The 24,051-nt window shown below is 68.3% G+C and carries 15 protein-coding genes; 10 read left to right on the top strand and 5 right to left on the bottom strand.

All coding sequences use genetic code 11. The features are described 5' to 3' along the window. The first annotated feature begins 32 nt into the window (after positions 1 to 32). The gene (gene ggpS, locus ACREPD_RS07755) at positions 33 to 2,279 is read left to right on the top strand and encodes a glucosylglycerol-phosphate synthase (protein ID WP_431598801.1); all 2,247 of its coding nucleotides are present in this window, start codon (positions 33 to 35) and stop codon (positions 2,277 to 2,279) included. Positions 2,280 to 2,446: 167 nt separating this feature from the next. On the opposite strand, the gene bla is transcribed toward ggpS, so the two are convergent. Next, complete coding sequence (bla, locus tag ACREPD_RS07750) at positions 2,447 to 3,355, bottom strand: class A beta-lactamase (RefSeq protein ID WP_431598772.1); 909 nt, start codon at positions 3,353 to 3,355, stop codon at positions 2,447 to 2,449. A gap of 247 nt (positions 3,356 to 3,602) precedes the next feature. On the opposite strand from bla, the gene ACREPD_RS07745 reads away from it, so the two are divergent. Continuing rightward, a complete protein-coding gene (locus ACREPD_RS07745; RefSeq protein ID WP_431598771.1) occupies positions 3,603 to 4,469 on the top strand; it encodes a LysR family transcriptional regulator in 867 nt (288 codons plus the stop codon). Positions 4,470 to 4,609: 140 nt separating this feature from the next. On the opposite strand, the gene ACREPD_RS07740 is transcribed toward ACREPD_RS07745, so the two are convergent. Beyond that, positions 4,610 to 6,463, bottom strand: coding sequence for an ABC-F family ATP-binding cassette domain-containing protein (locus tag ACREPD_RS07740; RefSeq protein WP_431598770.1), 1,854 nt, complete (start codon positions 6,461 to 6,463; stop codon positions 4,610 to 4,612). Positions 6,464 to 6,808: 345 nt separating this feature from the next. Between ACREPD_RS07740 and ACREPD_RS07735 the strand changes: the two genes are divergently transcribed. The 5 genes from ACREPD_RS07735 to ACREPD_RS07715 all read left to right on the top strand — a co-directional run bounded on the left by ACREPD_RS07735 (position 6,809) and on the right by ACREPD_RS07715 (position 14,538). After that, the gene (locus ACREPD_RS07735; RefSeq protein ID WP_431598769.1) at positions 6,809 to 9,202 is read left to right on the top strand and encodes a TonB-dependent receptor plug domain-containing protein; all 2,394 of its coding nucleotides are present in this window, start codon (positions 6,809 to 6,811) and stop codon (positions 9,200 to 9,202) included. A gap of 168 nt (positions 9,203 to 9,370) precedes the next feature. Further along, positions 9,371 to 9,775, top strand: a complete 405-nt coding sequence (locus tag ACREPD_RS07730; protein ID WP_431598768.1) for a hypothetical protein — start codon at positions 9,371 to 9,373, stop codon at positions 9,773 to 9,775. Between the two features lie 9 nt (positions 9,776 to 9,784). After that, positions 9,785 to 10,675, top strand: coding sequence for an XVIPCD domain-containing protein (locus tag ACREPD_RS07725; protein ID WP_431598767.1), 891 nt, complete (start codon positions 9,785 to 9,787; stop codon positions 10,673 to 10,675). A 107-nt stretch (positions 10,676 to 10,782) separates the two neighbouring features. After that, the gene (gene ybaL / locus ACREPD_RS07720; RefSeq protein WP_431598766.1) at positions 10,783 to 12,483 is read left to right on the top strand and encodes a YbaL family putative K(+) efflux transporter; all 1,701 of its coding nucleotides are present in this window, start codon (positions 10,783 to 10,785) and stop codon (positions 12,481 to 12,483) included. 81 nt (positions 12,484 to 12,564) lie between these two features. Then, positions 12,565 to 14,538: a M28 family peptidase gene (locus ACREPD_RS07715; RefSeq protein ID WP_431598765.1), complete on the top strand. Its 1,974-nt coding sequence runs from the start codon at positions 12,565 to 12,567 to the stop codon at positions 14,536 to 14,538. Here the strand turns inward: ACREPD_RS07715 and ACREPD_RS07710 are convergent. The 3 genes from ACREPD_RS07710 to clpB form a co-directional block, all read right to left on the bottom strand. After that, positions 14,533 to 15,426, bottom strand: a complete 894-nt coding sequence (locus ACREPD_RS07710; RefSeq protein ID WP_431598764.1) for an AraC family transcriptional regulator — start codon at positions 15,424 to 15,426, stop codon at positions 14,533 to 14,535. The two genes, ACREPD_RS07715 and ACREPD_RS07710, sit on opposite strands and share 6 nt — an antisense overlap. 136 nt (positions 15,427 to 15,562) lie before the next feature. After that, positions 15,563 to 16,864, bottom strand: coding sequence for an O-acetylhomoserine aminocarboxypropyltransferase/cysteine synthase family protein (locus ACREPD_RS07705; protein ID WP_431598763.1), 1,302 nt, complete (start codon positions 16,862 to 16,864; stop codon positions 15,563 to 15,565). A gap of 119 nt (positions 16,865 to 16,983) precedes the next feature. Further along, complete coding sequence (clpB, locus tag ACREPD_RS07700; RefSeq protein ID WP_431598762.1) at positions 16,984 to 19,569, bottom strand: ATP-dependent chaperone ClpB; 2,586 nt, start codon at positions 19,567 to 19,569, stop codon at positions 16,984 to 16,986. A gap of 150 nt (positions 19,570 to 19,719) precedes the next feature. On the opposite strand from clpB, the gene ACREPD_RS07695 reads away from it, so the two are divergent. Genes ACREPD_RS07695 through ACREPD_RS07685 form a run of 3 tightly spaced genes read left to right on the top strand, consistent with a single transcriptional unit; the run spans position 19,720 to position 23,984 of the window. Then, complete coding sequence (locus ACREPD_RS07695) at positions 19,720 to 20,214, top strand: sigma-70 family RNA polymerase sigma factor (RefSeq protein ID WP_431598761.1); 495 nt, start codon at positions 19,720 to 19,722, stop codon at positions 20,212 to 20,214. Further along, the gene (locus ACREPD_RS07690; protein WP_431598760.1) at positions 20,204 to 21,166 is read left to right on the top strand and encodes a FecR domain-containing protein; all 963 of its coding nucleotides are present in this window, start codon (positions 20,204 to 20,206) and stop codon (positions 21,164 to 21,166) included. Before ACREPD_RS07695 ends, ACREPD_RS07690 begins: the two co-directional genes overlap by 11 nt. A 58-nt stretch (positions 21,167 to 21,224) precedes the next feature. Beyond that, complete coding sequence (locus ACREPD_RS07685; protein WP_431598759.1) at positions 21,225 to 23,984, top strand: secretin and TonB N-terminal domain-containing protein; 2,760 nt, start codon at positions 21,225 to 21,227, stop codon at positions 23,982 to 23,984. Positions 23,985 to 24,051 lie beyond the last annotated feature (67 nt).

Genomic DNA, 24,051 nt, shown 5'->3' with positions numbered 1-24,051 from the left:
CCCGCACGCCGGCGGCTCCCCCGGCCCAGCAACTGATTCTCGCCACCGACCTGGATGGCACCTTTCTCGCCGGCGACGCCGCCGCGCGCCACCGCCTGTACCGGCTGGTCGACCAGCACCCCGGTATCCGCCTGATCTTCATCACCGGCCGCGGCCTGGAAGCAGTGATGCCGCTGCTCTCCGATCCGGCCATTCCGCGCCCCGACTACGTGGTCTGCGACGTCGGCGCGACCGTGGTCGATGGGCACACCCTGCAGCCGCTGCAGCCCCTGCAATCGATGATCGACGCGCACTGGCCCGGCGAGCAGGTGGTCGCCGCCGCGATGCGGCCGTTCACCGCGCTGCAGCGCCAGGACGTGCCGCAGGAACGTCGCTGCTCGTATTTCTGCGACCCCGCCACGCTGGCGCCGCTGCGTTCGCAGATCCAGGCCGCCGCCCAAGCGCTGGGCTGCGACGTGCTGTACTCGGCCGACCGCTACCTGGACATCCTGCCCCCGGACACCGACAAGGGCCGCACGCTGGCCGCGCTCGCGCGCCTGCTGGACCTGCCGCGCGAGCGCATCCTGGTGGCGGGCGATACATTGAACGATCTGTCGATGTACACCGCCGGCTTCCGCGGCGTGTGCGTGGGCGATTCCGAGCCAGCACTCACCGCCGCGACCGCCGCGCTGGGGAACACCTTCCACGCGCAGGCGCCGGGCTGCGGCGGCATTCTCGAAGCGATCGAACACTTCGGCCTGCTGGCCGCCGATGACGCCTGGCTGCAGCCGCCGGCGCAGGCGCGCGCGGAAGGCGCCGACCTGGTGATGGTGTACCACCGGCTGCCGTTCGACGAGGTCATGGAAGATGGCGTGCTGGTGCAGCGCCCGCCGCGCTCCCCCAACGGCATCATTCCCTCGCTGCTGAGCTTCTTCGACGGCGGCCAGAAGGGTTCCTGGGTGGCCTGGGGCATCGACGATCCCAAGCGCGGGCCGTTCCAGACCCACCTGGCGGTGGACGCCGAGCGCTACCCCACCCTGACCGCCGCGCGCGTGCCGCTCACCCGGCAGGACGTGGACATCTTCTACAAGCGCTTCTCCAAGGAAGCCTTCTGGCCGATGCTGCATGCGTTCTGGGAACGCGCGCGCTTCCGCGAAGACGACTGGCAGGTGTTCCTCAAGGTCAACCGGCGTTTCGCCGAGGCCACCGCGGCGGAAGCCGCGCATGGGGCCACGGTATGGATCCACGACTACAACCTGTGGATGGTGCCGGGCACGCTGCGCGAGCTGCGCCCGGACCTGAAGATCGCCTTCTTCCACCACACCTACTTCCCCTCGGCTGACGTGTTCAATGTGGTGCCATGGCGCCGCGAGATCATCGGCAGCCTGCTCAGCTGCGACTACATCGGCTTCCACATCCCGCGCCAGGTGGAGAACTTTGTCGACGTGGTGCGCGGGGCGATGCCGGCCGAACGCCTGGCCTGGGAAAGCTGCGCACCGCGCTTCCTCACCTACGGGTGTGCGGTGGGCCTGGACACGATGACCACGCGGTTGCGCGTGGGCGATCGCGAAGTGGCGCTCGGCGCGCATCCGGTGGGCACCGACCTGCGCCGCATCCACGACGTGCTGGCCCGCCCGAGCGTGCGCAATGACATCTTCAAACTGCGCCGCGAGATCGGCGCGCGCAAGCTGGTGCTGTCGGTGGAGCGGCTGGACTACACCAAGGGCACGCTGGCCAAGCTGGAGGCCTTCGAGCGCCTGCTGGAGCAGCATCCTGACCGCCAGGGCAAGGTCACGCTGCTGATGGTGTGCGTGCCGGCCGCGCGCGAGATGACCGTGTACCGCACGCTGCAGAACCAGATCGAACAGGCGGTGGGCCGCATCAACGGGCGCTTCTCACGCCTGGATTGGACGCCGGTGCGCTTCTTCGCCCAGGCGCTGCCGTTCGAGGAGGTCGTGGCGCATTACGCGGCCGCGCAGGTGATGTGGATTACGCCCCTGCGCGATGGCCTGAACCTGGTGGCCAAGGAGTTTGTTGCTACCCACGGCATCGAGGGCAGCAGCGGCGTGCTGGTGCTGAGCGAATTCGCCGGCGCGGCCGCCGAGCTCAAGGGCGCGGTGTTGACCAATCCGCACGATCCCGCCGACCTCACCGCCGGCCTGCTGCAGGCGTTGTCGATGCCCGACGACGAAGCCAGCGGGCGCATGCGCCAGCTGTTCGGCACGGTCGAGTACCACGACGTCAACCGCTGGGGGCAGGAGTTCCTGGCCGCGGTCAAGGAAACCGGAAACCCGATGTAACGACACGCCGCGCGCAATTGCGCAGGGGCCGTAGAGCCACCCCATGGGTGGCTTCGCGGACCACAAGGTAGAGCCACGCCATGCGTGGCTTCGCGGTCCCCGACGAAGAGCAGCCACCCATGGGGTGGCTCTACGACCGACCGATTGGCCGGTCGCATCATCACCGATCAGCGCGCGTGCGCGCTGATCATCTTCTCCGCAATCACCGCCACCTGCCGCAGCACATCGTTTCGCCCGGCATCCTCCAGCGGCGCGCCCTGCAGGTAACTGGTCAGCACCCACGGCGTGCCGCCGGCCAAGGGCCACAGCACCGCGATGTCGTTGGTGGTGTCCTTGCCGTTGCTGCCGGTTTTGTCGCCCACCCGCCACGCCGCCGACAGCCCTGCGCGCAGGCGCTCGTCGCCGGTTTCGTTGTCGATCAGCCAGTCGGCCAACTGCAGCCGCGACGCCGGCGCCAGCACGTCGCCCAGCAGGAACCGCTGCAGGCTGGCCGCCATCGCGGCGGGGCTGGTGGTGTCGCGCGGGTCGCCCGGCGCGAACCGGTTCATCTCCGGCTCCAGACGGTCATTGCGGGTCACCGCATCGCCGCTCCGGCGCAGGAACGCGGTCACGCCCGCCGGCCCCCCGACCACCCCCAGCAGCAGGTTCGCAGCCGAATTGTCGCTGGTGACCAGCGTTGCCCGGCACAGGTCGCGCACCGTCATATCCCGGCCCACGTGGCGCCGGGTCACCGGCGCGTGCGACAGCATGTCCTCCTCGCTCACCGGCAGGCGCCGGTCCAGCGAGAGCGTGCCGCGGTCGGCCAGCTGCAACACCGTCGCCGACAGCGCCACCTTGAAGGTGCTGCACATGGGGAACAACTCGTCCTGCCGGTGGCCGACGCGCTGGCCGGTGGCGGTGTTGAGCAGGGTCACGCCGAGGCGACCGCCGCTGGCCTTTTCCAGCGCCGCGAAGTCGGCCGCCTGGGGCGTGGCGTCGGCCAAGGTGGTGGGCGGCGCCTTGGCCAGCACGGTGGCGGCCAGTGCGGAGGCGGCGGCGGCACCGGACCACTGCAGGAATTGACGGCGGGCAATCATGGGCAGTTCCTTGTTGGGCAGGGCTGAAGTATCGGCACGCCGCCGGCGCCGGCACCAGCGCGTATTTTCGGGGAGAGGCATGAGTAGTGCTCATGCCTGCTCCGGTAGCGCCGGACGTTGGCCGGCAAACACGCCCGCGTATACGCTGCAGTCTTGCTGCGCCGACCAACCCGGGTTGGCGTTAGGATTGCCATGGCCTGCCCACGGCTGGCGCCACCGGACCCATCAGGAATCCTCACCCCTCACCATGCTTCGCCCCCAACTCCCCCTCAACGCGCTGCGCGCATTCGAGGCCGCCGCCCGCCACCAGAACTTCACCCGCGCCGCGCTCGAGCTGTGCGTGAGCCAGGCCGCGCTGAGCCACCAGATCCGCGGCCTGGAGGAGCGGCTGGGGGCGGTGCTGTTCCACCGGCTGCCGCGCGGGGTCGCCCTCACCGACGAGGGTGCGCGGCTCTACCCGGTGCTCAACGAAGCCTTCGACCGCATCGCGGTGAGCCTGGACCGCTTCGTCGGCGGGCATTTCCGCGAGGTGCTCGGGGTGGGCGTGGTCGGCACGTTCGCCACCGGCTGGCTGCTGCCGCGCCTGGCCGACTTCAACGCGCGGCACCCGGATATCGAGCTGCGCCTGCAGACCCACAACAACCGCATCGACCTGGCCGGCGAAGGGCTGGACCTGGCCATCCGCTTCGGCGATGGCGACTGGCAGGGGCAGGTGAGCACGCCGGTGCTGGCCGCGCCGTTCGCGCCGGTGTGTGCGCCGGCCTTGGCGCGGTCGTTGCGGCAGCCGCGCGATCTGGCCAGCGTGGCGCTGCTGCGCTCCTACCGCAGCGATGAGTGGCCGCAGTGGCTGCAGGCCGCCGGCGTGGGCGAGCTGGAGGCGCGTGGGCCGGTATTCGATTCGTCGTTGACCCTGGCCAGTGCGGCGGCGGCGGGCGCCGGCGTGGCGTTGCTGCCGTTGAAGATGTTCGAGCAGGACCTGGCGCAGGGGCGATTGGTGCAGCCGTTTGCGCAGACGCTGGCGTTGGGCAGTTATTGGCTGACGCGGTTGCGGTCACGCGCCGAAAGCGATGCAGCGAAGCGCTTCCGCGAATGGCTGCAGCGGCAAGACGCGTAACGCGTCCGCGCCGGAACGGGTAGAGCCACCCCATGGGTGGCTTCGCGGTGCCGGAATCGAGAGCAGCCACCCATGGGGTGGCTCTACCTCGCATGGATTCCTGCATAGCCACCCATGGGGTGGCTCTACGTGCCGTGGCGTTACGCCATCAGCTCCATCCAGCTCGCTTCCGCCTTTTCCAGCAGCTGCGCGGTGGCTTCGCGGTCGCGCCCGAGCACCGCCATGCGGGTGGCGTCGGCGTAGTTGGCCGGATCGGCCAGCTGGCGATCCAGCTCGGCCAGCTGGCCTTCCAGCGTGTTGACCTTGGCCTCGGCGGCGGCCAGCTTGACCGGATTGACCGTCTTCTTTGGCGGCAGCGGCGGGGTCGGCGGCGCCGGCACCGGGGCGGCGGCCGCCATCTTCTGCTTGGTGCCCTGCGCGGCCGGGCGCGAACGCAGCCACGCCGCGTACTCGTCCAGGTCGCCGTCGAACGGCTCGACCACACCGTCGGCAACACGCCAGAAGGTGTCGCAGACCAGGCCGATCAAATGACGGTCATGCGAGACCATCACGATCGCCCCCTCGAACGTGGCCAGCGCTTCGGCCAGCGCTTCGCGCATTTCCAGGTCAAGGTGGTTGGTCGGTTCGTCGAGCAGCAGCACGTTCGGTTGCTGCCAGGCGATCATCGCCAGCGCCAGGCGCGCGCGCTCGCCGCCGGAGAAGCCATCCACCGGCTCGAACGCACGGTCGCCCGCGAAGTTCCACTTGCCGAGGAAATCGCGGAACGCCTGGTTGTTGCCATCCGGGGAAATGTCCCGGAAGTGATCCATCGGCGACTGCCCTTCGTGCAGGGACTCCACCGTGTGCTGGGCGAAGTAGCCGATGCGCAGGTCCGGGTGCGCCGAGCGCTCGCCGGCCACCGGGTCCAGCTCACCCACCAGCGTCCGCACCAGCGTCGTCTTACCCGCGCCGTTCGGACCGAGCAGGCCGATGCGCTGGCCGGCTTCCAGGCCGAAGCCCACGTTGTGCAGGATCACCGCGTCCGGGCTGTAGCCGGCCTCCACATCGTTGAGGCGGATCAGCGAGAACGGCAGCTTCGACGGCGGCGCGAACTCGATGCGGAACTCGCGCTCCGCACGCACCGCCTCGGTGCCGGTCAGCTTGGCCAGGCGCTTCATGCGGCTCTGCGCCTGGGTGGCCTTGCTGGCCAGCGCCTTGAACCGATCGATGAAGCTCTGCAGGTGGGCGCGCTCGGCCTGTTCCTTGTCGTGCGCGATCTGCTGCTGGCGCAGCTGCTCGGCGCGCTGGCGCTCGAAATCGGTGTAGCCGCCCGGGTACAGCTTGGCGCCGCCGCCATGCAGGTGCAGCGTGTGGGTGGCCACGTTGTCCAGGAACTCGCGGTCATGCGAGATCAGCAGCAGCGTGCCCGGGTACTTCAGCAGCCACTGTTCCAGCCAGAACACCGCGTCCAGGTCGAGATGGTTGGTCGGTTCGTCGAGCAGCAGCAGGTCGCTGGGCATCATCAGCGCGCGCGCCAGGTTCAGTCGCGCGCGCCAACCGCCGGAGAACGTCGCCACCGGCCGCGAATGGGTGTCGGACGGGAAGCCCAGGCCGTGCAGCAGCTTGCCCGCGCGGGACTCGGCATCGTATGCGCCGATCTCGGCCATTTTCTGGTGGGCGTTGGCCACCGCTTCCCAGTCTTCGCGCGCGGTCGCCTCGGCCTCCTCGCGCACCACGGCGGCCACTTCGGTGTCGCCTTCCAGCACGAACTGCAATGCCGGGTCCTGAAGCGCCGGAGTTTCCTGGGCCACGCTGGCGATGCGGATCTTGCCGGGCAGGTCGACATCGCCCTTGTCGGCTTCCAGCTCGCCCTGCACGGCCGCGAACAGGCTGGACTTGCCGGCCCCGTTGCGGCCGACCACGCCCACGCGGTAGCCCGCATGCAGGGTCAGGTCGACGTTGGACAACAGCAGCCGCTCGCCGCGGCGCAAGGCGAAGTTACGAAGGGAGATCATTGGGGGAGTCCATATAACGGAATGGAATGTGCTGGTAAGCACCTTTCCTGCGACGCAATTCTAGCGTTAACGAATACTTGACGCGCCCCGGGATGCGCGGCACGGCTCGTTCTCTCTCCCACGACCCCTGCCTGCGCCCTCCCCGGGACCCAACCGCCGGATCGGCCGGAATCTCGTAAATAGTTGCTTTTGCAACACTTTTTACCGGGACCGCCGATTTGACAACACGTAAAACTTCCGTTAATCCGTTCATTGCGCACCGCAACACCCGCCTTCGCAGACCCGCCTTACCGCAGTCGTGATGTCGCCTCGGTGCCACCTCGTCCCAACCGGAGCCGCATCCTGATGAACCGCAAGACCACTACGCTCGCCGCCGCCGTCGCCGTCGTCCTTGGGGCCACCGCGTTCGCGGCCGCAGCCCAGGACGCCCCGGCGCGGGCCACCGCCAGTACCCTGGACACCGTGATCGTCACCGGCACCCGCGTCGCCGACCGCACCGTGGCCGAGTCGCAGTCCCCGATCGACATCATCACCCCCGAGGCCCTGCAGTCCACCGGCACCACCGAGCTGGCCACCGCACTGTCGCGCGCCCTGCCCTCGCTGAACTTCCCGCGCCCGGCGCTGACCGACGGCACCAGCGGCATCCGCCCGGCCCAGCTGCGCGGCCTCTCCCCGGACCAGGTGCTGGTGCTGGTGAACGGCAAGCGCCGCCACACCTCGGCCCAGATCAACGTCAACGGCAGCATCGGCCGCGGCTCCTCGGCGGTGGACATCAATGCCATTCCGATCGCGTCCATCGAGCGGGTCGAAGTGCTGCGCGACGGCGCCTCGGCGCAGTACGGCTCGGACGCCATCGCCGGCGTGATCAACATCGTGCTCAAGGGCTCCTCGGCCGGCGGCAGCCTGGCGCTGGACGCTGGCCAGTACTCGGCCGGTGACGGCAACAAGTACCAGCTCTCCGGCGACACCGGCATCGGCTTCGCCGACGGCCGCGGCAGCGTGCATGTGGCCGGCCAGATCCTGCAGCAGGACGAAAGCAACCGCGCCGGCCCGTACCAGGGCACCACGCCGAACACCGGCAATTTCCCCAACGTGGGCCAGACCACCTTCGTGGTGGGTGACCCGCAGGTGGACGCCACCGCTGCCTCGGCCAACGCCAGCTTCCAGTTCAGCGACCACGTCTCGGCCTATGCCACCGCGCTGGCCAGCAACCGCGACATCACCTCGTTCGCGTTCTACCGTTCGCGCACCAACAGCGGCCAGGGTGCGCTGCTGGCCCAGACCTACCCCGACGGCTTCGTGCCGCAGATCAACCAGTACTCCAAGGACCGCTCGCTGGTGGCCGGGGTCAAGGGCGATACCGAAAGCGGCTGGACCTGGGACGTGAGCTACAACCACGGCTCCAACAAGATCGACTTCCACACCCGCAACAGCATCAACTATTCGCTGGGTGTGGACAGCCCGCGCTCGTTCTACGCCGGTGCGCTGGAATACACCCAGGACATCGGCAATGTGGACATCACCAAGCAGCTGGACTGGGGCCTGGCCTACCCGGTCACGCTGTCCTTCGGCGGTGAGTACCGCCGCGAGAAGTGGGAGCAGAGCGCAGGCGAACCGAATTCCTACTTCGGCAGCGGCTCGCAGGGCTTCGGCGGCTTCACCCCGCTCAACGCCGTCGACGCCGACCGCGACAACTACGCCGTCTATGCCGGTCTGGAAGCGGACCTGACCGACAAGTTCTCCGCCGGCGTCACCGGCCGCTACGAGGACTACTCGGACTTCGGCGACAAGTTCTCCGGCAAGCTGTCGGCGCGCTACGCGTTCACCGACAAGGTCGCCCTGCGTGCCACCGCCTCGTCCGGCTTCCGCGCGCCGTCGCTGGCCCAGCAGAGCTACCAGGCCGTCACCAGCACGATTGTGAATGGCGTGTTCGTCGAACGAGGCACCTTCCCCACCACCAGCGCCGCCGCGCAGGCACTGGGCGCCAGCCCGCTGAAGGCCGAGAGCTCCACCTCCTACAGCGTGGGCCTGGTGCTGCAGCCGATCGACCGCCTGTACCTGACCGTGGATGCGTACCAGATCGACATCGACGACCGCATCATCCTGTCCACCAACATCACCACCAACGCGGCAACCAACTCGCTGCTGTCCGGGCTGGGTCTGCCGGGGGTCACCGCGTTCTCGTACTTCACCAACGGCGTGGACACCCGCACCCGCGGCGTGGACGCGGTGTCCAGCTACACCATTCCCTTCAGCGCCAGCTCGCTGGAGCTGACGGCGGCCTACAGCTACAACGACACCGAAGTGAAGAAGTTCATCGCCTCGCCGGCGGTGTTCGGCTCGCTGGGCCTGACCCAGTCGCTGATCGGTCGCGATGAAGTGGGCCGCATCGAAGACAGCTACCCGCGCAACAAGACCATCCTCAGCGGCACCTGGCGCTCGGACCGCTGGGACCTGAGCCTGGCCGCCACCCGCTATGGCAGCTTCACGGTGCGCAATTCGGCCACCGCGCTGCGCGACCAGACCTACGACGCCTCGTGGGTGCTCGACGCCTCGGTGGCCTACAAGCCCAGCGAGAACTGGACCCTCACCCTGGGTGCGGACAACCTGCTGGACGAGTACCCGGACCGCACCGTGGACCTGCAGAACTCCACCTGGGGCATGCTGCCGTACAGCAACTACTCGCCATACGGCTTCAACGGCGCCTACGTCTATGGTCGCGTCACGTACAAGTGGTGATCTGCCGGGGCCGGCCGTTGGCCGGCCCCGGGTGAAACCTGCACGGCAGGCATGGCTGCCTGCCGTGTTTGCCCCAATCGCGTGCGTATCTCCGCCCAGTGTGCCGGAAGGCAACCCATTGGCTTTCGGCCCGTGCCATGATCGAGACATGAATCATGGAGCCGTCCAATGAAAATCTCCCACGGCGCGCGCCGACGATTGTTTTCAGCACTCGCGTGGGCAACGTTGGCAGCCGTCCCGCTTTCCGGATGTGCAGGAGATCACGTGAAGCCGAGCTATTCCAAGTCAAGCCTTGAACCCGTCATCGTCACCAGAGTGTCCGACACCACGCTTCAAGTGCAGTTTCATGAGCCGCTTGAGAGCATGTACTACGCCGCTGGGATCAGCTACGTCGTAGCGTCGGACGTCATGAGAATCGTCATCGACCGGTGCCCGATTACAGGCGAATGCACCACGATGCTGCGCCGTCAGGTTGTGCCTGGGCCGCCAAAACCTGCAGTGCAGGACATTCCCCTGCTGGCACCACGCGTTGTAATGGTGTTCGCCGACGGCGAAGAACAGATTTTCCCCTAAGGGTGCCCTATGACCGACAAGGTAGTCCTCGGCATCCACAGCCACGTAGATCCCCAAACGCAGGGCTCGTTCAATCAGTTCGTTGACGGCCATGCCTGGATTTCAGTCACCCGCAACGGCAACACCCAGTATTACGGCTTGTGGCCCGACGAGCATCCGCTGGTCGAAAACAACGGACCGGGAACCGACATCCGCGTAGGAATGGAAGCCGGATCAACAGCATCGGCCTCACGCTATTACGAACTGACTCCAGAACAGGTTCAGAAGCTCGACAAGGCGCTTGGCGAGAACGTTGAATGGGGCTACACCAATACGTGCGCATCCTGGTCGACGGCCACATTGACGAAGGTGACCGGGCAAAAACTGGATGCCGGCGAGTTGATGTTCACTGACACGCCCCGGGAGCTGATCGACGCGATCCGCAAAGCAGAACGCATTCAGCCGACAACGCCTTCACACCCCCAGCCGCCACCGGATCCGAAACAACAGGGGTCAAACGGGCAGTCGCTGAGCGATGCCTCGACGACGCTTCACCGGCAGGCCATTGAAGGCGTCACCCGGCTGGACGCCAGTCTCGGGCGCGAACCTGATGAATCGAGTCACCGCATGGCGGCCAGTCTGGCGCACCTGGCAAGGGATCAGGGAATGGAACGGATCGACCACGTCGTGTTGGGCACCCCCACGGGGCAGTCCGCGAACGCGCAGAACGTGTTCGTCGTCCAAGGGGCGCTGGACGATCCCGCGCACCGCCGGGCGCACATGGACGTCAGTGCTGCGTTGCGCCCATCGGTGGATGAATCGATCCAGAAGCTCCAGCAGGCCGACCAAAGGCTGGCAGCAGCGCCGGCCGTCGAACCCTCACAGGCGCTGGACGAGGTTCAGCACCGGAGGAACGTTTGATCCCCGCCCACTTCCGCCGGTAGACCCAAGGGCGCCCGACAACACTCGGTTTGCCGGAATGGGCCGCATCGGTGAAAATCGGGGCATCCCCCAATCTGCGAGCCCCGATGCACCATGACACCGACCTGATCAACATCGTTGCCGTTGGCCTGGGGCTCGCCTTCATCTTCGGCGCGCTGGCCAACAAGCTGCGTTTGTCTCCGCTGGTCGGTTACCTGGTTGCGGGCATCTGCGTAGGACCTTACACACCCGGCTTCGTCGCCGATGGCGCGCTGGCCAACCAGCTGGCCGAACTGGGCGTGATGCTGCTGATGTTCGGCGTGGGCCTGCACTTCTCGTTGAAAGACCTGATGGCGGTAAAGGCCATCGCCATCCCCGGTGCGGTCGGCCAGATCCTGGTCGCCACGCTGCTGGGCTGGGGCCTGGCCGCGCTGATGGGCTGGCCGGTGATCCATGGCGTGGTGTTCGGCTTCGCGCTCGCCACCGCCAGTACCGTGGTCCTGCTGCGTGCGATGGAAGAACGCCGCCTGCTCGATACCCAGCGCGGCAAGATCGCGGTCGGCTGGTTGATCGTCGAAGACCTGGCCTGCGTGCTGGCCCTGGTGATGATGCCGGTGCTGGCCGGCGTGTTCGGTCCGGACGCGGCCAATGAAACCCACACCCTCGGCAGCGTGCTGGCCAGCATCGGCTGGACGTTCGTGCAGCTGGGCCTGTTCGTGGCGGTGATGCTGGTGGTCGGGCGGCGGGTGATTCCGTGGATCCTGGAGCGCATTGCCGGCACCGGATCGCGCGAGCTGTTCACGCTGGCGGTGCTGGCCATCGCGCTGGGCGTGGCGTTCGGCTCGGCGATGCTGTTCGGCGTCTCGTTCGCGCTGGGCGCGTTCTTCGCCGGCATGCTGCTCAACGAATCCGAGCTCAGCCACAAGGCGGCCAGCGACTCGCTGCCACTGCGCGACGCGTTCGCGGTGTTGTTCTTCGTTTCCGTCGGCATGCTGTTCAACCCCACCATCCTGATCGAGCACCCGTGGCAGGTGCTGGCCACCGCCGCGATCATCATGTTCGGCAAATCCGCGGCGGCCTTCGTCATCGTGCGCGCGTTCGGCCACCCCAACGGCACCGCATTGACCATCTCGGCCAGCCTGGCGCAGATCGGCGAGTTCGCCTTCATCATTGCCGGCCTGGGCGTGTCGCTGAAGATCCTGCCGCCCACCGGGCAGGCGCTGGTGCTGGCCGGTGCGCTGATTTCGATCATGCTCAACCCGGTGGTGTTCGGCCTGCTCGACCGCTGGCTGCTCAAGCACCAGCAGACCACCCCGGCCGCCGTGGAGACCGAACTGCCGCCCGGGCCGTCGCTGGACCTGCATGACCACGCCATCGTGATCGGCTTCGGCCGGGTCGGCAGTGCGCTGGCGCAGGTGCTGCGCGACCGCGGCGTGCCGGTGCTGATCATCGATGACAACAAGGAACACGTGGCCGAGGCGCATGCTGCCGGCCTGCCCGGCATCCGTGGCAGCGCCGCCTCCGACCGCGTGCTGGCCGAGGCCCATCCCGAACGCGCCAAGATCGCGGTGCTGGCCATTCCGCAGCCGCTGGAGGCCGGCGAGACGCTGGCCAAGCTGCGCGCGATCAACCCCGGGTTGACCCTGCTGGCCCGCGCGCACAGCGATGCCGAAGTGAAGCACCTGCTGGCGCATGGCGCCGATGGCACGGTGATGGCCGAGCGCGAACTGGCGTACTCGCTGGCCGAGATGGTGATGGCCACCCCGCCGTACCGGACACTGGGCAAGCACACCATCCCGGTGGTGTGAACCGAAATTACAACGGCTCCTATGGGAGCCGTTGTCGTATCACGGCACCCTGCAGGTACCCCCCCTGCAGCGCGGTGCACGATGCCCATCGACAACATCAGCCATGCCCGCCGGGCGCAGGGTCGGTTCGCCAACCGCTTGAGCGCGCGCCTGCCGGCTGCCGCCGAAGCCCACCGGCCGCAGCTGCGTCCCCTGGCCCAGGCCATCCGCATCGGCAATGCCCACCCGCTCGTCTGCGCCGCCCTGCTGTTGTCCGTGGCCGGGCCCGGCCGCAGCCCGCTGCCCTTGCCTGGCCGTGCGCGGGCCGGCGAGCCGCCCGGCACTGCAGTAGCCCTGCTGCCCGGCGCACAAGCAACCCCGCCCCCCGCCACGGCGTATGCCGTCGATCCCGGCGGCGACATGTTCGAGCGCCTGATCCCGGTGCGGCCGTCCCTGCCCGACCACGCGGCTGGCATCGAACCGACCGCAGCCCGGCTGTCGTCTATCGGCAACGCGCTGCTCACCGCCTGCGTCGCTCGCCCGCGTCACTGCCCGCAGGCCATGCTGGCCAGCGCGATGGCGGCCACCGCGACCGTGGCCGGCGCAGCGGTAGACACGGCGGTCGAGCTGCTCCTTCGGCGTGACGGTGCCGCGCCGGCACCGGACCCCTCGATGTCAGACCGTGCCGACCGGATACTGCAGCAATTGCCGCCGCACGACCGGCACGCGATGCTGCAGGTCCTGCGCGAGTGCGGTGCCGGCCCCACCTGTACCGCACAGATCCGGGCACGACTGCTGTCGCTGCCACGTGCGGTGCAGGCCGCCATCGAACACGCGCTGGAGCATCCTGCCCCCTCCACCCTGCCGCCTGACGCTGCGGGCTGGCCGCCAACGGCGCAGGCGCTGATCCCGCCTGCACCACAGTCTTGGCTGGACGCGGCCATCAACCTGCTGGAAAGCGTCTACGACGCCCCAGAGGCCGCCTACCTGCTGGATCTGCAGGAAATTGCCGACGCCACCCAGAACGCTCAGGCCGATCAGCCGCGGGGCATCCGCGAGCTGCTCGCCAACCAGCGCCGCAGCGCCGCCATCGAGGCGCTGTTCAACGCCACCGGGCACCCGGTCGAGCGGCTGGATTTCAACATCACGGCACATGACCTGCGCGGCGTGCCGCGTACGGCCTGGGGACGCAACCTGCTGCTGAGCTTCGCCGGCCCCGGCGCGCCGGCGCATACCCTGATGGTGGTCGCACACGGCGACATGACCGGTACCGACACCCATTCCAGCGGGGCAGTGGACAACGGCACGGGGGTGGCCACGCTGCTGGCGCTGACACGCGAACTGCAGGACCTCGAACTGCCGCGAGGCACGCGGGTGCAGTTGCTGGTCACCGACCAGGGCGAGCGCGGCATGATGGGCGCCAAGGCGCACGTGCAGCGCTGCCTCGCCCGGCGCCAGTGTCCGGACGCGGTGCTCAACCTGGACATGCTCGGACGGGGTGACGGGCTGGCGATCAGCGGTTCCGACCAGCGCCATCTCTTCAGCATGGACACGCAGCGGACTGACCAACGCCAACCCGGCAGGGTCGAACCGCACGAAGCGCACCTCCGCCGGCTGCTCGAGCAGGCCGCCGCGGATCTGGGCGTACCGCAGCACCCACGCGGCGCCTGGACGCAGATCTCCGACCACCTGCCCTTCCAGCGCGAGGGCATCCCCGCCCTGGGCCTGACCCGGATGACCGCCTCCGAGCTGGCGGCCGAGACGGACCTGCAGGCCACCTATGCCGAACTGCTGCGCCGCCATGCGGCCGTGGATTGGGGCCGCATGGACGACTACCTCAACGGCCGCCTCACCCACACCGAGCATGCGGCGATGCGTGATCGTCTTGCCGAGCACGAGGCGATCAGCCGGCGCTATCGTCGCCTCGGCGACTCCACCTATCGCGCGTCGGTCCACAACGGGTTCGACCAGCTGGACCAGATCCAGACCCGCGCCGCGCTCGACACGCTCAACGTGGTGCGCCGCACCGTCCACGCCTGGCTGTACGACCCGGACCCGGCATTGCCGCGGTCATAGGGGCGCGGCGTGCACCGGCACGCAGATATCGGCGCGCAGGATGGCCTCGGGCACTTCTTCCGGATCGTCCAGGTAGTGGTAGTACAACGGCGCATCGCGCAGCCTGTAGCCACTTTCACCCAGCCACTGGCGCAGCAGCGCGTCGGTGGCGGCCTCCAGCCCCGCGAAACTGCCTACATGGCGCAGCACCGCATAGTCGCCGCCGCCGAGGCGCAGCGGGCGCAGTGGCGCCGGCACCGCGTCCAGCGCGCGGCCGAAGCCCATGCCGCAGTCGAACTCGCACGCGTCGGCGGCTACGTCGCGATGATCATTGAGCGCGATGCCGATCAGTGCCTGCAGCTGCTCGGCCATGCCCTCCGCAGCCGCCCATGCGTAGACCTCACCGAACGCCTGGTCGAGATCGTCGAAGGCGCCGCGGGTACGCAGCACCACCACGTCGAACGGTTCCAGCGCGGTCACCTTCACCTGCAGCGGCACGCGGTCATCACGGTCGTCCCCTGCGGGCAACGACAGCTGCTGCTGCCAGTGCATGCGCAGCGTCGCATCGTCACGCAGTTCGGTCGGCGTGGCCGCCATTGCCTGACGGCATGCCCGCGCCAGCGCCTGCGGGCTCTCGAAGCCCACCTCCAACGCAACCTCAGTGACCCGGCTATCCGCCTGCGCCAGCAGCTGCAGCGCGCGCAACAGACGCAGCCGTGCCACGGTCCGGCCCGGCGTTTCGCCTGTCAACGCACGGTACAGCCGGTGAAAGTGGAAGGGCGACTGGTGGGCAACCGCCGCCAGCGCATCCAGGTCGGGCAGCGGCGCGCCCGTGCGCAGGCAGTCCTGCAGGTGGGCGATCACACGGTCGATGCCGTGGCGTTGGCGTAGCTGGGCAATGCGGCTCATGGCGGGCTCCAGGTCGGGGTGGCGCTCAGCATGCTTCGGCGCCTGCCATGGCGCGTGGCCGATCTTGCGCAGTCCTGGTCCGAACATACAACCCCACCCCCGGCCGGCCCGCACCGGCCAGGGGTGGGCCCCACCTCTACGCGGTTGCCAACGCCTGCTGCAGGTCTGCCAGCAGGTCGTCGATGTGTTCGATGCCGATCGACAGGCGCACGGTGTCTTCGCTGACGCCGGCCTTCTCAAGCTCAGCCGGGTCCAGCTGGCGGTGCGTGGTCGACGCCGGATGCGTGGCCAGGGACTTGGCGTCGCCCAGGTTCACCAGCCGGGTAAACAGCTGCAGCGCATCCAGGAACCGCGCACCCGCCGCGCGCCCACCCGGCAGGCCGAAGGTCAGCACGCCGGAGCCATGCCCACGCAGGTACTTCTGCACCAGCGCGTACTCGGGATGATCAGGCAGCGCGGCGTAGTTCACCCAGTCCACCTTGGCGTGGTCGCGCAGGAACGTCGCCACGGCCAGCGCGTTCGCGTTGATGCGATCCATGCGCAGCGCGAGGGTCTCGATGCCCTGCAGGATCAGGAAGGCGTTGAACGGCGAGATCGCCGCGCCGGTGTTGCGCAGCGGCACCACCCGCGCGCGGCCGATGTAGGCCGCCGGCCCCAGCGCCTCGGTGTAGACCACGCCGTGGTAGCTCACGTCCGGCTCGTTCAGGCGGCGGAAGCGCTGCGCGTGCTCGGCCCACGGGAAGCGCCCCGAGTCGACGATCACCCCGCCCAGGCTGGTGCCGTGGCCGCCCAGGTACTTGGTCAGCGAGTGCACCACGATGTCCGCACCGAAGTCGAACGAGCGCTGCAGGTAGGGCGTGGCCACCGTGTTGTCCACGATCACCGGCACACCATGCGCGTGCGCGATCTTCGCCACCGCCTCGATGTCGGTGACATTGCCGCGCGGGTTGCCGATCGATTCGACGAACACCGCCTTGGTGCGCTCGTCGATCAACGCACCGAAGGCCTCGGGGTCGTTGTAGTCGGCAAAGCGGGTCTGGATGCCGAACTGCGGCAGCGTATGCGCGAACAGGTTGTAGGTGCCGCCGTACAGCGCGTTGGAAGAGACGATGTTGTCGCCGGCCTCGGCGATGGTCTGGATCGCGTAGGTGATCGCGGCCTGGCCCGACGCCAGCGCCAACGCGCCGATGCCGCCCTCGAGCGCGGCGATGCGCTGCTCCAGCACGTCGGTGGTGGGGTTCATGATGCGGGTGTAGATGTTGCCCGGCACCTTCAGGTCGAACAGGTCCGCGCCGTGCTGGGTGTCGTCGAAGGCGTAGGCCACGGTCTGGTAGATCGGCACCGCCACCGCGCGCGTGGTGGGGTCGGGCCGGTAGCCGCCATGCACGGCAATGGTTTCCGCGCGCCAGTGGGATGAGGGATCGCCGTGCTCTGACATCGTGCCTTCTCCGGTTGAACGCGGACGATACCCGACAAAAAACCCCCGCCGGAGCGGGGGTTGATGGTCATGCAGCATGGTCTGAGCACGAACGGTTATCAGCCGTTGCCGCGCCCGGGTCAGCCCTTGGCGAACAGCAGCCGGCCCTCGCCCGCGTCGACCCGGATCACATCGCCCGACACGAACTCGGCGGACAGTATCTTCTGCGCCAGCGGGTTCTCCAGCTGCGACTGGATGGCACGCTTGAGCGGGCGGGCGCCGTAGATCGGATCGAAGCCCACGTTGCCCAGCAGCTGGAACGCGGCGTCGCTGACCTCGATGCGCAGGCCACGCTCGGCCAGGCGCTTCTCCAGCCCCTGCATCTGGATGCGCGCGATCTGCTTGATCTGCGCCTTGTCCAGCGGATGGAACACCACGATGTCGTCCAGCCGGTTGATGAATTCCGGGCGGAAGTGCGCCTGCACCACGCCCATCACCGCGGCCTTCATCTGCGTGTAGGCCTCCGGGCTGTCGTCGCTGGACATGTCCTGGATCTGGTGCGAGCCCAGGTTGGACGTCATCACGATGACGGTGTTGCGGAAGTCCACCGTGCGGCCCTGGCCGTCGGTCAGGCGACCATCGTCGAGCACCTGCAGCAGGATGTTGAACACATCGGTATGCGCCTTCTCCACCTCGTCGAGCAGGATCAGCGAATACGGGCGCCGGCGCACGGCCTCGGTCAGGTAGCCGCCCTCTTCATAGCCGACATACCCCGGCGGTGCACCGATCAGCCGCGCCACGCTGTGCTTCTCCATGAACTCGCTCATGTCGATGCGGATCATCGCGTCGCTGCTGTCGAACAGGAATTCGGCCAGCGCCTTGCACAGCTCAGTCTTGCCCACGCCGGTCGGGCCCAGGAACAGGAACGAGCCGCTGGGGCGGTCGGGATCGGACAGCCCGGCGCGTGAACGGCGCACGGCATCGGAAACGACCTTGATCGCCTCTTCCTGGCCCACCACCCGGTGGTGCAGCTCGTCTTCCATGCGCAGCAGCTTGTCGCGCTCGCCTTCCAGCATGCGGTTGACCGGAATACCGGTCCAGCGCGACACCACCTCGGCGATCTCTTCGGCGGTGACCCGGTCCTGCACCAGCTTGAACTCGGTGTTTTCCGCTTCCTGCGCGGCGTGCAGCTGCTTTTCCAGCTGCGGCAGCTGCCCGTACTGCAGCTCGCTCATGCGGCCGAAGTCCTGGCGCCGCTGCGCCGCCTCCAGCTCGAGCTTGGCCTGTTCGATCTGCTCCTTGATCTTGGTCGTGCCCTGCAGCGCGGCCTTCTCCGACTTCCAGATTTCGTCCAGATCGGAGAACTCGCGCTCCAGCGTATCGATGTCCGCTTCCAGGTCGGCCAGGCGCTGGCGCGAGGCCTCGTCCTTCTCCTTTTTCAGCATCTCGCGCTGGATCTTGAGCTGGATCAGGCGACGCTCCAGGCGGTCCAGTTCCTCCGGCTTGGAATCGATCTCCATGCGGATGCGCGAGGCGGCCTCGTCCATCAGGTCGATGGCCTTGTCGGGAAGCTGGCGGTCGGCGATGTAGCGGTGCGACAGCGTGGCCGCGGCCACGATGGCCGGGTCGGTGATCTCCACGCCATGGTGCACCGCGTATTTTTCCTTCAGGCCGCGCAGGATCGCGATGGTGTCTTCCACGCTGGGCTCGCCGACGAACACCTTCTGGAAGCGGCGCTCCAGCGCGGCATCCTTCTCGATGTACTTGCGGTACTCGTCCAGCGTGGTCGCGCCCACGCAGTGCAGCTCGCCGCGCGCCAGCGCGGGCTTGAGCATGTTGCCGGCATCCATCGCGCCATCGGCCTTGCCCGCACCCACCATGGTGTGCAGTTCGTCGATGAACAGGATGATCTGCCCTTCGCTCTTGGACAGGTCGTTGAGCACGGCCTTGAGCCGCTCCTCGAATTCACCGCGGAACTTGGCGCCGGCGATCAACGCGCCCATGTCCAGCGACAGCACGCGCTTGCCGCGCAGGCCTTCGGGCACCTCGTCGTTGATGATGCGCTGGGCCAGGCCTTCCACGATCGCGGTCTTGCCCACGCCCGGCTCGCCGATCAGCACCGGGTTGTTCTTGGTACGGCGCTGCAGCACCTGGATGGTGCGGCGGATTTCCTCGTCGCGACCGATCACCGGGTCCAGCTTGCCGGTCTCGGCACGCGCGGTGAGGTCGATGGTGTATTTCTCCAGCGCCTGGCGCTGTTCTTCCGCATTTTCCGACTGCACGCTTTCCCCGCCGCGGATCTTTTCGATGGCCGCCGTGATGCGGGTCTTGTCGGCACCGGCGGCGCGCAGCGCCATGCCCAGCGTGCCGCCATCGTCGACCGCGGCCAGCACGAACCACTCGCTGGCGATGAAGGCATCGCCATGCTGCTGGGCCAGCTTGTCGGTGTTGTTGAGCAGGCGGTTGAGGTCATTGCCAATCGACAGATTGCCCTCCTGCCCGGATACCTTGGGCAGCGCTTCCATCGCCTCGTTGAGGCGCTCGCGCAGCACCGGCACGTTCACGCCGGCCTGGGCCAGCAGCGGCCGCGTGCTGCCGCCCTGCTGTTCCAGCAGCGCGGTGAAGACGTGCACCGGTTCGATGATGTTGTGGTCGCGACCCACGGCCAGCGACTGTGCGTCTGCCAGCGCCTGCTGGAAACGCGAGGTGAGCTTGTCCATTCGCATGGGAGATTCCTCATTGGGTTCATGGCCAGCGTGGCTGGCAGATGTACTTGATATGCGGTTGTCGCGCAGTGATTCAAGACAAACCGGGCTGGCAATACAGCCCCTGTACCGGCATACTTGCGAATACTTCTCATTTCCATTGATGGGTCGATGCACGCACATCGCGACACCGTGGACGCCCTGTACCGGGACCACCGGAGCTGGCTGCAGGGCTGGCTGGGCGGCCGCGTGGGCTGCCGCGAGACGGCCGCCGACCTGACCCAGGACACCTTCACGCGGCTGCTGCAGGGCCGCAAGCTGGATGCGTTGCGCGAACCGCGCGCGTTCCTCACCACCGTGGCGCGGGGGCTGGCGGCGAACTGGTTCCGCCGGCAATCGCTGGAGCGCGCCTATCTGGCGCAGCTGGCCAGCCTGCCCGAGGCCGTGGTGCCCTCCCTGGAAGACCAGGCACTGGTCTGCGAAACATTGCAGCAGATCGACGCAATGCTTGACGGGTTGCCCACTGCCGCGCGCCAGGTGTTCCTGCTGGCCCAGTTCGATGGGCTGCGCTACGAGGCCATCGCCGAACGCCTCGGGCTCTCGCTGAGCACCGTGAAGCGGCACATGAAGCGGGCGCTGGTCGGCTGCCTGGCCCATGCGGGCTGAGCCGGCGCCGATTCCGCGCGCCGTGTTGGCAGCGGCGGCAGACTGGCTGTTGCGCCTGGACGAGGCATCGGATGATCCCGCTGCGCAGCAGGCCTGCGCGCAGTGGTGCGCGCAGCACCCCGACCACGCGCGGGCCTGGCAGCGCGCGCAGCACCTGCAGGCGCTGCTGCAGCAGGTGCCGGCGCCGCTCGCACTGCCCGTGCTGGGGCGCGGGGCGGACCCGGCGCGGCGCGCGGCGCTCAAGCGCCTTGGACTGTGGCTGGCGGTGATGCCCGCCGGTTGGCTCGGCTGGCAGGTGCTGTCGCCGGCACCGACCGGCCCGATCGAACGCACTGCCGTGGGTGAACGCCGCCGCGCCGGGCTGCCCGATGGCAGCCAGCTGCTGCTCGATACCGATACCCGCGTGGTGGTGCGCTTCGATGACCAGCAGCGCGGGCTGTGGCTGGAGCGCGGCCGCATCCGGGTAGAGAGCGCGCCCGATCCGCAGTCGCCGGCGCGGCCCCTGCAGGTATTCACCCCACATGGGCGCATCCGCGCGCTCGGCACGCGCTTCGATGTGCGGCTCGATGCCGAGCTGACCCACGTCAGCCTGATCGAGGGGCGCCTGCAGATCTCACCCGACCGCGGTGACCCCTGGCTGCTGGAGGCAGGCTGGAAAGCCACGTTCGATACCGGTGGCGCGCAGCGCAGCGAACGGCTCGACGACACCCGCACCGCCTGGGCCACCGGCATGCTCGTCGCCGACGCCCTGCCGCTGGGTGAGCTGGTGGCCGAACTCGCGCGCTACCGGCGCGGGGCACTGCGCTGCGATCCACAGGTCGCCGCCCTGCCCGTCTCCGGCGCCTTCCCGCTGGACGACACCGCCCAGAGCCTGGCGATGCTCGAAGCCACCTACCCGGTCCGCGTGCAGCGTGCCGCCGGGGGGCTGTGGACGACCGTGGCGGCGCGGTGACACTTTTTTCGATCTCGCGGGGCAGACGAGGGAACCCTGCATTCCACATCGACCTGCCATGACCCGTTTGCCCCACCTGTTCACTGCCAGTGCGCTGTCGCTGGCCCTGCTTGCCACCCCCTTGTTCGCCCATGCCCAGGCCGCCGACGCGGTGGCGCCGGCCAGCGTGCCGCTTGGCCGTGCGCTGGCCAGCTTCGCCAGCCAACAAGGCGTGGCGCTGGCCTTCGACCCGGGCCTCACTGCCGGCCGCACCGCACCTGTGCTCGCACCGGACCAGCCCCTTGAAGCGGGCTTCGCGCAGTTGCTGGCCGGCACCGGCCTGCGTGTCACGCGCCGCGCCGATGGCAGCTACACGCTCGAACGCGCCGCGGCCGGCCGCATGCCGGCGCTGCGCGTGGGCGCCGACGCCGGCAGCACGTTCCTGCCCGCCCAGCTGCCGTTCGGCCAGGGCCAGCGCCTGGACCAGGAGGCACTGCAGGCCCAGGTGAAAGGCAACGGCGACATTGCCACCGCCCTGCGCGGCAACCCGGCCGTGCAGTTCAGCGACAGCGCGCGCAGCTCGCGCACCATGGGTGAGATCCGCCCGGCCGATTTCTCGATCAACGGCGCGCCGTTCTACCAGAACCTGTTCCTGCTCGATGGCGCCAGCATCAACAACGACATCGACCCCACCTACACCGCGCAGACCATTGCCAACGTCAACAGCGCCGTCGATGTACCCAGTGCCGCGCAGGGCATTGCGGTGGACGTGGACCTGCTGGAGTCGCTGACCGTGTACGACGCCAACGTGCCGGCGGCCTATGGCGGCTTCACCGGCGGCGTGATCGACGCGCAGAGCCGCAAGGCCGGCGACGCCCTGCATGGCAAGGTGTGGATGCGCATGGCGCGCTCGGCGTGGGACCAAGTCATCACCAACCCCACGCAGGCCGAGTCGTACGAGGAGTCCGCGACGTTCGCCTATCAACCCGCCTACGACAAGCTGCGCCTCGGCGCCCGGCTGGAAGGCCGCACCCGTGGCGGCATCGGCGTGATCGGGACGCTCAGCCACACCCGTTCGGACATTCCGCTGCGCGCCTATGCCAATGGCCAGTCCACCAGCGGCAACGACGTCAACCGCCGCACCCAGCTGCGCGAGAACACCGCCGCCACCGTCGCACTGGACTGGAGCAGCGGCGAAGGTCTCGACCTCACCGCCAGCCTGTCCTACGCACCCAACGATGACCGCTACTTCATCATGAACACCAAGGACTCCTGGTTCGACATCCGTTCCGGCGGGCCCACCGCGAAGCTCGGCGCAACCTGGCAGCAGGGCGCCTGGACCTTCCGCAACAGCCTCAATTACAGCGACCTGGAATCGTCCCGCCGCAGCGAGGGCGACACCATGAAGAACTGGCGTCCCTCCAAGGAATTCAACTGGGGCATCGGCTCCACCAGCAGCATCGGCAACTGGGGCAGCGTGGACCAGAATGACCGCCGAATTGGTTACCGGCTGGGCATCGACCGCGACGCCTTCACACTCGGCAACAGCACGCATACCGTGCAGTTCGGCGCCGGCGTGCAGCGTCGCGATGCCAGTTACGAACGCCCCAACGACCAGTACATCTACCAGGGCGGCGTAGCCACGCGCAGCTGCACCCTGGCCGATGGCAGCATCGATACGGTCAGCTGCTCACTCTCGCCGCTGCTCACCGGCACCGGCACCGGCCAGTACCTGAGCCAGCTCTTCATCTATCACGCCGGTGCCTTCGAGGTCAGCGGCACCGAATACGAGGCCTGGGTGCAGGACAGCATCGCGCTCGGCCGCTGGACGCTGCGCCCGGGCCTGCGCCTGGACCGCAACGACCTGTTCGGCCAGACCGATCTTTCGCCACGCCTGGCATTGAGCTGGGACGTGCTCGGCGACGAACGCACCCTGCTCAACGCGGGCGTCAACCGCTACTACGGCCGCAGCTTCTTCAGCTACCTGCTGCGCGAAGGGCGCGAGCGCCTTCGCGAGTCCAAGACCCGGTCGCGGGCCAGCACCGCCTGGGAAGACGTGACGGGCACCTGGAACGTGGCGACCAACCGCCTGCGCGACCTGGATTCGCCCTACACCGACGAGTGGACGCTGGGCATCGACCAGCAGTTCGAGCATCTGCAGGTCCATGCCAAGTACGTGGACCGCAGCACCCGCCGCGACGTCCTGCGGCGCAAGGTCGGCGATCCGCTCGACACCACCCTGTACAACCGCAACACCTACGAATACACCAACGACGGCCGCAGCGATGCACAGACCTGGACGCTGTCGCTGGGTTCGGTGCGCCCGCTGGAGGCGTGGGGCATGCAGAACAGCTGGCAGCTCTCGGCGGACTACACCGACGTGGCACGCAACTACAACGATTACGAGGACACGGTGGACCTTACGCAGCTGGTCCGCTACGAGGGCGAACTGATGTACCGCTACCAGCTGCCCGCCACCGATTACCTGCGCCCGTGGAGCGTGCGCCTGAGCACCCGCACCGCCGTGCCGGTGGCCGGGCTGACCTGGAACAACTTCTTCCGCGTCCAGGCCGGTTTCGAAGGCACGGTGACCGGCGCGTCGGAAATCATCGACGGCCTGTCCGTGCCCACCCTCACCCGCCGCACCTACCCGCGCACCTGGACCTGGGACAGCAACGTGGAGTACCGGCTGCCACTGCCGCGCGCGCAGGAGGCCTATGCGCGCGTGGAAGTGATGAACGTGCTCAACCGCAGCAACCAGACCAGCGGCACCACAGCCGGCAACACCTACTACGAACCGGGCCGCAGCTTCTGGCTGGAACTGGGCTACGTGTTCTGAGGTCGCGGTGATGAACTGCCCGCGCGCGCCCGGCGTGCTGTTCGCCCTGGCCTGCGCGGTGGGGCTG

The organism is Stenotrophomonas sp., assembly GCF_050737075.1.
In the GTDB taxonomy this organism is placed as follows: domain Bacteria; phylum Pseudomonadota; class Gammaproteobacteria; order Xanthomonadales; family Xanthomonadaceae; genus Stenotrophomonas.
The sequence above is the reverse complement of the archived record's forward strand: the minus strand, read 5'-3'. Positions and strand labels throughout refer to the sequence as shown.

Coding starts and splice junctions, on each gene's coding strand:
- ACREPD_RS07740 (WP_431598770.1), bottom strand. CDS start 6,463: ATGATCTCCCTTCGTAACTTCGCCTTGCGCCGCGGCGAGCGGCTGCTG.
- bla (WP_431598772.1), bottom strand. CDS start 3,355: ATGATTGCCCGCCGTCAATTCCTGCAGTGGTCCGGTGCCGCCGCCGCC.
- ACREPD_RS07705 (WP_431598763.1), bottom strand. CDS start 16,864: ATGTCAGAGCACGGCGATCCCTCATCCCACTGGCGCGCGGAAACCATT.
- ACREPD_RS07735 (WP_431598769.1), top strand. CDS start 6,809: ATGAACCGCAAGACCACTACGCTCGCCGCCGCCGTCGCCGTCGTCCTT.
- ACREPD_RS07695 (WP_431598761.1), top strand. CDS start 19,720: ATGCACGCACATCGCGACACCGTGGACGCCCTGTACCGGGACCACCGG.
- ACREPD_RS07715 (WP_431598765.1), top strand. CDS start 12,565: ATGCCCATCGACAACATCAGCCATGCCCGCCGGGCGCAGGGTCGGTTC.
- ACREPD_RS07690 (WP_431598760.1), top strand. CDS start 20,204: ATGCGGGCTGAGCCGGCGCCGATTCCGCGCGCCGTGTTGGCAGCGGCG.
- ACREPD_RS07745 (WP_431598771.1), top strand. CDS start 3,603: ATGCTTCGCCCCCAACTCCCCCTCAACGCGCTGCGCGCATTCGAGGCC.
- clpB (WP_431598762.1), bottom strand. CDS start 19,569: ATGCGAATGGACAAGCTCACCTCGCGTTTCCAGCAGGCGCTGGCAGAC.
- ACREPD_RS07685 (WP_431598759.1), top strand. CDS start 21,225: ATGACCCGTTTGCCCCACCTGTTCACTGCCAGTGCGCTGTCGCTGGCC.
- ACREPD_RS07710 (WP_431598764.1), bottom strand. CDS start 15,426: ATGAGCCGCATTGCCCAGCTACGCCAACGCCACGGCATCGACCGTGTG.
- ACREPD_RS07730 (WP_431598768.1), top strand. CDS start 9,371: ATGAAAATCTCCCACGGCGCGCGCCGACGATTGTTTTCAGCACTCGCG.
- ybaL (WP_431598766.1), top strand. CDS start 10,783: ATGCACCATGACACCGACCTGATCAACATCGTTGCCGTTGGCCTGGGG.
- ACREPD_RS07725 (WP_431598767.1), top strand. CDS start 9,785: ATGACCGACAAGGTAGTCCTCGGCATCCACAGCCACGTAGATCCCCAA.